The sequence below is a fragment of the Xenorhabdus hominickii genome (genome assembly GCF_002632725.1).
GTDB classification, from domain to species: Bacteria; Pseudomonadota; Gammaproteobacteria; order Enterobacterales; family Enterobacteriaceae; genus Xenorhabdus; species Xenorhabdus hominickii.
In genome coordinates this window covers 322798-334965 of the sequence record NZ_NJAI01000007.1, presented here as the reverse complement: position 1 = coordinate 334965, position 12168 = coordinate 322798, and the positions used below count along the sequence as shown (strand labels likewise).

General features: G+C 40.0%; 8 protein-coding genes. All 8 read left to right on the top strand.

Annotated features, from left to right (window positions below):
- The first annotated feature begins 3 nt into the window (after window positions 1-3).
- Complete coding sequence (gene tssK, locus Xhom_RS20485) at window positions 4-1362, top strand: type VI secretion system baseplate subunit TssK (RefSeq protein WP_069315996.1); 1359 nt, start codon at window positions 4-6, stop codon at window positions 1360-1362.
- Complete coding sequence (locus Xhom_RS20480) at window positions 1359-2576, top strand: DotU family type VI secretion system protein (RefSeq protein ID WP_069315997.1); 1218 nt, start codon at window positions 1359-1361, stop codon at window positions 2574-2576. Before tssK ends, Xhom_RS20480 begins: the two co-directional genes overlap by 4 nt.
- A gap of 12 nt (window positions 2577-2588) precedes the next feature.
- Window positions 2589-6260 carry a type VI secretion system membrane subunit TssM gene (gene tssM, locus Xhom_RS20475; protein WP_069315998.1) on the top strand — a complete coding sequence of 1224 codons (3672 nt, stop codon included), beginning with the start codon at window positions 2589-2591 and terminating at the stop codon, window positions 6258-6260.
- Between the two features lie 43 nt (window positions 6261-6303).
- Entirely contained in the window at window positions 6304-7377 is a 1074-nt protein-coding gene (gene tssA / locus Xhom_RS20470; protein ID WP_069315999.1) for a type VI secretion system protein TssA, read from the top strand.
- A 122-nt stretch (window positions 7378-7499) separates the two neighbouring features.
- The gene (gene tssB, locus Xhom_RS20465) at window positions 7500-8054 is read left to right on the top strand and encodes a type VI secretion system contractile sheath small subunit (RefSeq protein WP_069316000.1); all 555 of its coding nucleotides are present in this window, start codon (window positions 7500-7502) and stop codon (window positions 8052-8054) included.
- Between the two features lie 3 nt (window positions 8055-8057).
- Window positions 8058-9560, top strand: a complete 1503-nt coding sequence (tssC, locus tag Xhom_RS20460) for a type VI secretion system contractile sheath large subunit (protein WP_069316001.1) — start codon at window positions 8058-8060, stop codon at window positions 9558-9560.
- 160 nt (window positions 9561-9720) lie between these two features.
- Window positions 9721-10206 (top strand): type VI secretion system tube protein Hcp, encoded by a 486-nt coding sequence (locus tag Xhom_RS20455; protein WP_069316002.1) that lies wholly within the window; start codon window positions 9721-9723, stop codon window positions 10204-10206.
- Window positions 10207-10283: 77 nt separating this feature from the next.
- Window positions 10284-12113, top strand: coding sequence for a type VI secretion system-associated FHA domain protein (locus Xhom_RS20450; protein ID WP_069316003.1), 1830 nt, complete (start codon window positions 10284-10286; stop codon window positions 12111-12113).
- Window positions 12114-12168: the final 55 nt, after the last annotated feature.

Sequence of the window (12168 nt, the reverse complement as noted above, 5' to 3'; positions counted from 1 at the left end):
TGCATGAGTCGATCAGAAAAAGTTATCTGGACAGAAGGCATGTTTTTACGCCCTCATCACTTTCAACAATCTGAAAACTACTTGGAAGCCTATATTCGTGATTGGGGAATGGCACAGACACCATATTATTGGGGTTTTTTGACTCTGGAATTGAATCAAGCACTCCTCGGGCAAGGCAAGCTCATGATTTCATCAGCCAGCGGGGTTTTTCCTGATGGAACACCATTCAATTTTACTGAAGCCCAGGCTCCTGCACCAATAGAAATTGCGGAAAATCAAACAGGAGAAAATGTCGTATTGGCACTGCCAATCTCCCGGGGAGGACGAGAAGAGGTTATTTTCAGTGAAAGAAAAGATTCTATGGCGCGGTTCATCAGCTTTGAATCTGAAGTCAATGATTTTAATACTATGGCCGTTGGACGCGCCACGTTGCAATTTGGACAGATGCGGCTACGGTTGATGCTGGAATCAGACCTGACACCAGAATGGACTACATTGAAAGTTGTACATGTCGTGAACAGAACTCGTGATAATAAATTGCATCTCAATTCACAATTCATTCCTCCCCTACTCAATTGTCATGCACATCCACAAGTTGCCAGTTTCATTATTGATTTACAGGGCTTGCTGGAACAACGCAGCCAACTAATCAGCCAACGCCTATTACAATCGGGACGACGCAACGATTCAGAAACCATGGATTTTCTTCTATTGTCACTGATAAATCGTTATATCGGCCAAGTCAGTCACATAGGCAATATACCCTTACTGCATCCAGAGCGGCTGTTCAGTGAGTGGCTGCAATTTGCGACCGAATTAGCCAGTTTTTCTCAAACACGAATACCAGACGAAAATCTCCCTATTTATGATCATGACAATTTGATGATTGGTTTTAATCACCTCATGTTCCTATTGCGCCAAGGGTTGTCAATTATTCTGGAAGAACAAGCAATTCAATTGCCGCTGACCGAATATTCTCATGGATTGAATGTCGCCACTTTGCCTGACGCCAGTATGTTAAATACATTCAGCTTCGTCTTGGCCGTCTATGCGGATGTTTCTAAAGAAACGCTAATCAACCATTTTCCAGCACAGATGAAAATTGCCCCGGTTGGTCGTATACGTGAACTGGTTCAATTACAGTTACCCGGCATTTCATTATGCGCAATGCCATCTGTCCCCAGACAGATCCCTTGGCATTCAGGTTATTTATATTTCGAACTAGAAAAAGACGGTGAAATGTGGAAGCAAATGGAAAAATCAGGAGGGTTTGCGTTACATCTGGCCGGTGATTTTCCTGGTCTGAGCCTGGAATTTTGGGCTATCCGTAATTGGTCAAACCAGAGGGAACGGTTCATATGACGCAGAAAAAAAAAATAAATAAGTGCACCGTGCTTTCTGGTGACACCCGAGATAATCCATTAGTTGCTGCCGCAAACCCCTTGTTGAATAGCATTCCACAAATCCGCCATTCTACAGATCATTCAAACCCAATAATTTTACGCCAAAAATTGATTGATGAAATGCGAAGCTTTGAAGTGAAATGTCAACAGGCCAAACTCTCTTACGAAGTGATCATTGGTGCACGTTACTGTCTGTGCACCGCCCTGGACGAAGCAGCAGCACTGACCTCATGGGGGAGCCGCAGAGTTTGGTCTGGCAGTGGGTTGCTGGTCACTTTTCACAATGAAACGTGGGGGGGAGAAAAATTCTTCCAACTGTTGGGAAAATTATCCCTTAATCCCAAAGAAAATTTGTTTCTGCTGGAACTCATTAACTTTTGTCTCCAACTTGGGTTTGAAGGACGCTATCGCATCATGGATAACGGGCGTACCCAACTTGAAACTGTGAAACAACGCCTATGCCAGTTGATTCACTCAGTCCGTGGTCATTATCCCCCAGAGATGTCACTGACGTTACAGAACATCACAATACCCAGTAAATCCTGGCGTTCTCCTCTCCCTATATGGATTTGTGCAATAGTGATCAGTTTTTTGGTTTGCATACTGTACATTGGGCTGAATTGGAGACTGGGTTATATATCCAGCAATCTATTGACAACAATCTATCAAACCAGTTTTTCCAATGTGTTAACCGATGATTGGGAGATCCCTCCTTCCATACCCCCAACCTTGAATCTGAAATATCTCTTGAGAAATGAAAGTGCGGAAGGATTGATAAATGTAGAAGATTTTCCTAATAAGAGTATTGTCACTTTGAAAGGTGATGGGTTATTCAAAACAGGATCTACCCTAATTAAAAACCGTTACCGAAACGCTATCAAGCATATTGCCAAAGTAATGAATAATATGAGTGGTAATATTCTGATTATTGGTTATACCGATGATATTCCCATTAATAATACTAGCTTTTCATCTAATTATTCATTATCACTGGCCAGAGCTAAATCAGTAAAAAGAGAATTTCAGAATTATATTGATAGACCAGAACGTATCAGAGCAGAAGGAAAAGGAGAAAGTAATCCTTTATTACCAAACGATAATCTAAATAATCGCGCTAAAAATAGGCGAGTAGAAATCACACTGTTAGTTTCTCCTGTAAATCAGATGGAGTGAGAAAACTGAAACATGTTGAATACCATTTTTTTTATTATTACTAACCGGTTAATGTGGAGCTTCTTAGGAATAACAGGCATTTCCTCTATTATCTGGTTTATTGGTCCCATGCTTTCTATTGGCAACACGACACCTTTTAGGTCAAGCATAGTACGAATAGTTATTATTGCCTTATTATTCCTTTTCTGGTTTTTAATTCAATTCATGTCCAAACTGTATCAGATATGGTTAAATAAAAAACAATCCAACCAACAGGCCAAGGAAGAAAACAACAATAAGAATAAAAGCACACAATCACAATTTGAACAATCACAACCCGTACAACCACAATATGCAACCATACTGTCAAATCGCTTTTCTGATGCTTCACGGCTACTGAAAAATGCTTATATTTCGGGGCTGAATACCAAATATAAACCAAACTGGAAGTACTTTCTCAGTCGTCAGTATTTATATCAATCACCATGGTATGTCGTTATAGGAGCACCTCATTCAGGCAAAACCACTGCTTTAGCTAATTCCGGCCTAAACTTTCCATTGGCAGACTATTTTGAGAAATCTGCCCAATACCGTATGCAAGAAATGGATAACTGTCACTGGTGGTTTACTAAAGATGCGGTTCTGCTGGATACCTCTGGTAGATACACAATACAAAGCACCCAACACGAACAAAATACCTATGAATGGAATTACTTTATTCATCTATTAAAAAAGTATCGTGCACGCCAACCACTCAATGGTGTCATTATTACCATTAGTGTAGAAGATCTACTAAACCCATCAGAGGAAAAACGTGATCAACAAGCTTATATGTTACGCCGGCGTTTATCAGAACTAAATGAGCAACTCAAAATCCGGTTTCCAATTTATATCATCGTCACTAAGACAGATTTATTGAAAGGCTTTAATTCTTATTTTTCCCATTTTAATAAAGCACAACGCGAACAAATTTGGGGGTTTAACTTCCCCTGGGATAAAGTTAACTACGATATACACGAATTCTTTGGACAGCAATGTAGTTTGTTACAAAAGCGATTAGATGCAGCCTTACCCGATATTTTGCTGAATCAACACGCTCCCCGAGACTATGCCGAAAGCTACCTGTTTCCACAAGAATTCGCTGCCCTGCGCCCACTGCTTGCTCAGTATATTGAAATCGCATTTGCTAACTCAGGATTTGAAGCTCCCTGTACGCCACGAGGACTTTATTTCACCAGTGGAACACAGGAAGGTGTACCATTTGACAAGGTGATGGAGAAATTCAACTGTGATTTTCAATTACCGACAGACAATGATAGTAGTTTACTTGCGTGGAAAAATGATAAAGTATCAGAAAATAATAAAAATCCTTTACACAATCCACCCACTAATCAATCTTATTTTCTGAAAAATTTAATGGAAAATATTTTTCAGGAGTCGGAGCTAGCTAATTATAATCGTTGGTGGATTTATCGCAACAATCTACTTAATGGATTGGGATATATTACTCTGGCTGTAATCCTGATATTCACAATGACTTTGTTTTTTATCAGCTACAGAAATAATAAAAGTTACCTGACGGAAGTACAAGATAAATTACCCTCTATTCTGCACCAAGGTAATCAATTAAACAAAAATCCCAATGACATTAATGTATATGCTTTGCTACCTATTTTGAATAACCTTGAAGCTTTAGGGCGAAGTAAGAACTTTTCTCCTGCTGATCCGCCATTATCCTACCAAATGGGATTGTACTGTGGTGAATTAGTCAATAATGCAAGTTTGTCACTATACACAAAAACGCTAAAAACATTACTGCTACCACAAGTGGCTCAGCTAATAGCTTCTGAGATGCGCAATGACCACGATAATAATAACAATATCATTTACAATACATTGAAAGCTTACCAAATGTTATACCTACCTAAACATTATGACGGTAAATTTTTACATAATTGGGTGATGCAATATTTGGTAGCACATTTACAACCCAATATCCACCAAGCCCAATTAGACCAAATTGACAGACATCTCGGTCAACTATTAGATAATCAAGTAGTCACTTCCCCCTATGTGCGCAATAACCAACTGGTGGAACAAAAGCAAGCATTACTCAGTAGCACTCCACTAGAAGATCGCATCTATAACCAGTTGAAATTAAAATTACTGAGCAAAAATAATTTGCCCTACGTAAGTTTGGTCACCCTTGCAGGCCCCCAAGCTGAACTGGCGTTCTCACACTTCAATGGCGGTTCGATAAACCAAGGTGTTCAGGGAATGTTCACGCCAGTTGGTTATCGAACGGGGATTATCAAGAGTCTCCCTTCACTTATTCAGACTATGTACAATCAAGATGACTGGGTTCTTGGTTCATATAAAAGAAAACAAAATATTAACGAGATCGCGTTTTCCGTGCGGTATTTTTATATCAATGATTATATTCAATCGTGGGATAAATTTTTGAATGATATCCATCTGAACAATACCGACAACATAGAACAACGCGCTAATATGGCGAATCTACTTTCGTCAAAATCTTCTCCTTTGCGTAATTTACTGATCAATATCAGTAAAAATGTCACTCTAGAAAAATTAAACACTGTGGAAACTGATAAAGTCGGCAGTATTGTCAGCAATAAATCTGATTCATTAGCAAAGTTAGCATCCAATAAATTACTATCAAATAATAACCGACTCACACCAGAACAAGCACTAGAAGATCACTTTCAACAAATTATTTCACTGACAAAAAGCGCCGATGGGCAAAATAAAAAAATCCCTTTTGATAATACTCTCGCTCAAATCAAAGAATTAAGTGAACATCTGAATTCTGTACAAAATGCTATCAATATGGGGATCCCTACTCCAGAAAATAAAATTATTATGCAACTACAGACCTCATCAGAATATCTCCCTGCGCCATTCAATAACATGATTTACTCATTGGCAGTTGGTGCGAATAGTGATACACAACTTAGTGATATAAAGAATATCAGTAAGCACCTCAAAGCGGAACTTGGCGGTTTTTGCACTAGCGCAATTTCCAATCGTTACCCTCTCACCCGTAACGCACATAAAGATATCAGACCCGATGATATGACACGGATGTTTGCTCCCGGAATAGGAGTAATGGATCGCTTTTTCCAACAAAATCTTGTTGGGAAAGTCGATACTTCACACTCCAATTGGCGCTTTATGCAAGAGATGGATGGAGAAACACTTTCGAAAAGTAAAAACCTGCTTCAATCGTTCAAACAGGCTCAGACCATTCGTGATACCTTTTTTACTACCGGAATCCCCACGCCTTCATTCCGTGTTACGGTTAGCCAACCCAAAATGGATAACGATATTTTAAGCATGGTACTGGATGTAGACGGTCAACGATTTGAATATAGCCATGGCCCACAAAAGTCAAAATTGATCAATTGGCCCGGCACCAGCGGAACAAACCGAGTTCATCTCCAATTAAATTTAGCAGATGGTACAACTGCTGATTTAATCACCGATGGCCCATGGGCCCTAAATCGCCTTTTAGATAAAGCAACCCCCGCCGATCAGGAAAAAAAATACCTTAAGATAGAGCGTGGCCGGCGGGTTACATTCAACATAGATGGTCACTTTGTTTCATTAGAATTTACCCCTAATAGTATTTTTAGTCCGTTTGAATTACCCAACTTCACCTGTCCTAAATTAATCAGTTCATAAAAATAGACCGCGCCCTAATCATCAATATGAGCAAAAATTTACTATGAATATCGATGTATTACTCGAACCCATCAGTGCCGAATTACCCTGCGGAGAGAATTTGGAATATGACGCCGAATTTATAGCACTAGAATATTCTTTGCTCGGGAAAGCAGAACAGCAATTTGGGGATGTTACTATTCCAGAAGAACCCCCGGACTGGATACAGGTGGAAAAACAATCCATTACCTTATTAAGCCGTACCAAAGATCTGCGTATCATCATTGCGCTAACACAATCATGGTTGGAAATACAGGGCTTATGTGGTTATGCGGATGGTCTGGATTTACTCAAGCAAACATTGGAACGCTATTGGGAGGAAGTCTGGCCAACACTAGAATTTGAAGGCGAATATGATCCCTTATTTCGTCTTAACGTATTCGCTGCTATTGAGGATGGTTCGCCGTTTATGTTGCAAGCGCAACATTCCACTCTGCTGAAAAATCCTTCGAAAGAATTGTCTCTGTATGAAGTATATTCCTTGCTGGATGGTTCCATAAATGAAATTAGTGGCTATACGGGAGGACGCACCCGATTGCTGGATGAATTGAAACAACAGGCCAGTGTCCCAGAAATTGCAGCACTAATAAAAATTAGAGACAGCATTCTCGCAATCCTCAACATTATTCGTCAAAAATTATCAGCCGGCCAAGTTCCTGAGTTATCCAAATTTTTAAAACACTTGAATGACGTGATCAAATTTTGCCCTTCACCTCAACCAACTATAGATATCTCTGAAGAGTCATCCAATCAGGATGAACCTGAAACCCCACCATCTATGGTACAAGCAAAATTATCATCAGCCATGACGTCGACAAATATGACATTTATTCATTGGCACGATGTTGAAATCAACAATCGTGATGAGGCTCGAATATTATTAGAAAAAGCCAAAAGTTATTTTGTTCAGCATGAACCCAGCCATCCAGCTCCTATGATGATTGATCGCATTCAGCGGTTAATTGATCGTGACTTTATTGACATTGTTTATGATCTTGCCCCTGAGGGATTAAACCGACTCGAAGTTATTTTTGGTCGCTCCGGTAATATCGACTCTGATTCAGATAATTTTAATTAGAATTAACTGAATATTGTCTTATTTCCTTTTTCCTCATTCTTATTAGCTGTTATTTCTTATTAATATTTATTATTAATCGTTCTTATTAATTTAGTTATTTAGCCAGCAATGGAGAACTTGTCATGAAATCCAGTGGACAAAAGTTTATTGGTCGAAATCGACCTCCGCGCGTACAGATTGAATATGATGTCGAGCTTTACGGCTCAGAACAAAAAGTTCAACTGCCGTTTGTTATGGGAGTAATGGCTGATTTGGCAGGTAAACCCATAGAAGAATTGCCTGACGTTAATGATCGAAATTTCATGGAAATTGATATTGATAACTTTGATGATCGGATGAAATCAATCAAACCCCGGATTGTTTTTCAGGTTGATAACACTCTGGCAGATGACGAAAAACTAAATATCGAATTAACATTTGAAAGAATGGAGGATTTCCAACCTGATGCCATTGCCAAAAAAGTACAACCTATGGCTCAACTACTGGAAGCGCGAACCCAACTGATAAACTTATTATCTTATATGGACGGTAAAAGCGGTGCAGAACAACTGATTACCGATATTCTGCAAAACCCAGCCCTGATGAAATCACTGGCTGAAGCCCCAAAACCCGCAGCCGAACACAGTGCCACTGAAACAAAAAGTACCACTGAAGAAGGGATTGAGGATAAGGAGTAATTAATGGCTACTACTGAACAAGAAGTCGAACTTCAGCAAGAACAAGCCCCTAAGGAGTATACTCCTGATGAGCTGAGTGTATTACTGAACAAAGAATTTCGTCCGCAGAATGATCAGGCACGCAGCGCAGTTGAAGAAGCGGTGACCACACTGGCACAGCAGGCGCTGGAAAATGCCGTCACTGTCTCTGGTGACACCTACCGTACCATTCAAACCCTGATTGCCGAAATTGATAACAAGCTATCAAAGCAAATTAATCATATTTTACACCATAACGAATTTCAGTCTCTGGAGGGCGCTTGGCGTGGTCTGCATTATCTGGTCAATAATACAGAAACCGATGAGATGCTTAAAATCCGTGTAATGTGCATTACCAAAAAAGAGTTGCACAATACGTTGAAACGTTTCAGAGGGGTTAGCTGGGATCAAAGTCCTATTTTCAAAAAAATCTATGAAACAGAATATGGTCAATTTGGGGGTGAGCCTTATGGTTGCCTGATTGGGGATTATTATTTCGATCATACTGCACCTGATGTTGAGCTTTTACGTCAAATAGCACAAATAAGCGCAGCAGCACATTGCCCATTTATTTCAGGTGCCGCTCCAGGTGTTCTACAAATGGAATCCTGGCAAGAGTTGTCCAATCCACGCGATCTGACCAAAATTTTCCAAAATACGGAATATGCCCCTTGGTGCGGTTTGCGTGAATCGGAAGATGTGCGTTATTTAGGATTGGTGCTACCCCGTTTTCTTTCTCGTCTGCCTTATGGCAACAAGACCAACCCTGTAGATGCTTTCAATTTTGAGGAAGATACCGAAGGTCCTACTCATAGTAACTACACTTGGGCCAATGCTGCTTATGCAATGGGCGTTAATATTAATCGCTCTTTTAAACAGTATGGCTGGTGTACTTCTATCCGCGGCGTAGAATCCGGAGGGATCGTGGAAAATTTACCTTGTTATACTTTCCCATCCGATGATGGAGGAGTTGATATGAAATGCCCCACAGAGATCGCCATTAGTGATCGCCGTGAAGCAGAATTAGCAAAAAATGGGTTTATTCCATTATTGCATCGCAAAAACACCGATATGGCAGCCTTTATTGGCGCCCAATCATTGCAAAAACCCGCGGAATATTACGATCCTGATGCTACCGCCAACGCTAATCTTTCAGCACGGCTCCCCTATTTATTTGCCTGCTGCCGTTTTGCTCATTACCTGAAATGTATTGTGCGTGACAAGATTGGGACTTTTCAGGAACGTGCTGATATGGAGAACTGGCTGAATAACTGGATAATAAACTACGTTGATGGTGACCCGATCAACTCATCGCAGGGAGTCAAGGCACGAAAACCCTTGGCAAATGCAGAAGTTCAGGTAACAGAATTAGAAGATAACCCTGGATATTATCACGCTAAATTTTTCCTGCGTCCTCACTATCAATTAGAAGGCTTGACTGTTTCTTTACGCTTAGTATCAAAATTACCTTCATTAAAAAAATCTTAACTTTTAATTTCAGAATCAATGTTCCCATTCAGAATATTTTGTTTTTATCTGTGATCTCTCATCAACATATAACTTTTTTACATTAAAAAATATATCACTCAATTATTTTTAATAAGTTATTGAGTATTTCCCTATTAATAAGATTTGAGGTGTAAATATTATGTCCGAAATGTACACTTTCGTGAAGTTTGACGATATTGAGGGTGAATCTAAAACTAAAGGTTATGAGGGTTGGATAGGTGTTCTCTATCTTAGCCGTATTATAACGAATGTCCCTCTTATTTCACAGGAAACCGGAAGCTGGTCTGGTGGTAAAGGTCAAATATCCGATTTCACTCTTCATCTTAATTATGATAAATCCATCACTGCTATAGAACAATACTGCTTAAAAGGCAAACATATTCCGAAAACAGAAATACATATGCTCCACACAACTGGTAATGATGTTCCCACACTATGGAGTAAATATGTGCTTACTAATACTTTTATTACAGCAGTCAATAGTGGCAGCCCCTCTGATAGTGTTATACAGGTTATTATAAAACCCCAAAAAATTGATTTCTCCTATTCTCCTGTAGATTATACAGGCAAACCAGCAGCCTCAGTTACCTGGATATGGGATGCCCAAACAAAAGAAATCCAATAATCTTACCTATACAAGTGATACCAGTAACCTCCCCCATAGGGGGAGGTTATCTCCCACCAACAATAGGCCTCAGGATTATGCAATTCACCATTGTTAAAAACATCGGTACAAACAGACCGCCACAGCTCAGTTTCAACTTCACATCCCCAGGCGGTACGATCGGATGCAGCACAGAGAATGACTGGATTTTGCCTGATGAAGAGCAGGCCATAGCCAGTTTACAAGCATCTGTATCCATTTCTGCCACTGGTGAGTGCTGTATGATCAATCGTGGTGCTGCCTCTGAGATTTTGCTGAATGCAATACCTATGGCACCTGATCGTCAGGTTGAAGTTCGTGATGGAGATGTGCTGAATATTGGCGATTATCAAATACAAGTGATTAATATCAGCCAAAGTTCACCACCTTTAGCAACAACTCGTGTCCTCAATACTGTTCTCAGCACTAATCCCAGCCCTGCACAGTCTTCATCCAGCAATACAGAAACAAATAAGGAGATCCCCAATGAGGTCTGGGACGGATTGGAAAACTCTTTCACTATGCCCAAAACAATACCACCCAAAACGACATCCGAAGTGACGTCAATTCAAAATTCTCAACAGACACCTCATGAATTGAATGACAATAATCCACTCATAAAGCCTCAACAACATCAAGAACGTAATCCCATTGATCCACTAGGACAAATGGAAACCACAATCGATCTTCATGCCTTGCAGTACCGTGCCACTGATCCGGTGACAATGTTTCATTCAGAAAACAATGCTCAGGAAGATATTCTGAATAACTGTACTCCCGGCACGTTATTAGAGTGGAATAATCAGAATGGTAACCGAGGTGACAAGCGGGGAGTTGACCCACTGCTACTATTTGCCGATAAGCATGCACAATATATTCAAAATGATGACCCTTTGCACTTGATGCTGGATAATGCTGAACCATTGACATCCCCGAACGATTTAACTATGTCTAAACAACAAAAAACACTCAATCAGGATAAGGATCTATCATCTTATTTAACTTCGGCTTCGGCATCCCCTTCACAGCCACTCTTCAATACGGAAGAAACAACCAAAAACCTAACAAAATATCTTTCTGAAGAAATAAAAGAAGATACGTTTTCCCCGACTTCATCCAGTTCACATACTGATCAGAATCATGAGCAAAACTTAGTTAATCACCAATACGGGGCCAACAATCCACTACTTTCTGATATTAATAACAGTAACCGTCTTGATATTGCTCCCAAAACATATGTATCCCATTCTCCTGTGCCTCCCCAAACCAAAGGAGAAAAATTAGAGGGTAACCTACTGGCAGCCTTATTGGACGGAATGGGACTCAAGCATATTCAAAGACCACTATTTGATGAACATGCAATGTATCAGTTGGGCAAATTACTTTGTCAATTAACCCAAGGCATTATGGCACTCAATGCTTCCCGCAATCAGCTAAAACACAAAGCTAATGCTGACATAACTCAAATCTTGATAGATACCAACAATCCATTTAAGCTTTTACCTTCCGGCCAAGCCGTGCTGATTCAAATGTTTGGTGACCATATGCCGGGTTTTATGTCACCAGAGCAGGCAACATATGATGTTTTAATCGATTTGCAAGCACATCAATTAGGCATGATTGCAGGGTTACGTGCCATTACTACAGATATTTTACAAACGTTCGCACCCTCGGTTATTGAGCAAAGAGTATGTGAGAAAGAGGGTGTTCCTCATCTCCCTTTATCATCAACTCACAAAGCTTCTTTATGGGATTACCTCACCCACAATTATCAGAAAACTGTCAATGAACTTGAACAAGGTTATGCACCGCTTGGTGAAAACTTCCGACAAGCTTATGAGACAGAAATCAACCGATATAAAGATTCTCAAAATAAAGCAAAAAACTAAAAAGAATTGAAACATCCCCCTGCAATCATTTCGTCGCCTCAATCAATACTTCCCA

Coding starts and splice junctions, on each gene's coding strand:
- Xhom_RS20450 (WP_069316003.1), top strand. CDS start 10,284: ATGCAATTCACCATTGTTAAAAACATCGGTACAAACAGACCGCCACAG.
- Xhom_RS20480 (WP_069315997.1), top strand. CDS start 1,359: ATGACGCAGAAAAAAAAAATAAATAAGTGCACCGTGCTTTCTGGTGAC.
- tssM (WP_069315998.1), top strand. CDS start 2,589: ATGTTGAATACCATTTTTTTTATTATTACTAACCGGTTAATGTGGAGC.
- Xhom_RS20455 (WP_069316002.1), top strand. CDS start 9,721: ATGTCCGAAATGTACACTTTCGTGAAGTTTGACGATATTGAGGGTGAA.
- tssA (WP_069315999.1), top strand. CDS start 6,304: ATGAATATCGATGTATTACTCGAACCCATCAGTGCCGAATTACCCTGC.
- tssK (WP_069315996.1), top strand. CDS start 4: ATGAGTCGATCAGAAAAAGTTATCTGGACAGAAGGCATGTTTTTACGC.
- tssC (WP_069316001.1), top strand. CDS start 8,058: ATGGCTACTACTGAACAAGAAGTCGAACTTCAGCAAGAACAAGCCCCT.
- tssB (WP_069316000.1), top strand. CDS start 7,500: ATGAAATCCAGTGGACAAAAGTTTATTGGTCGAAATCGACCTCCGCGC.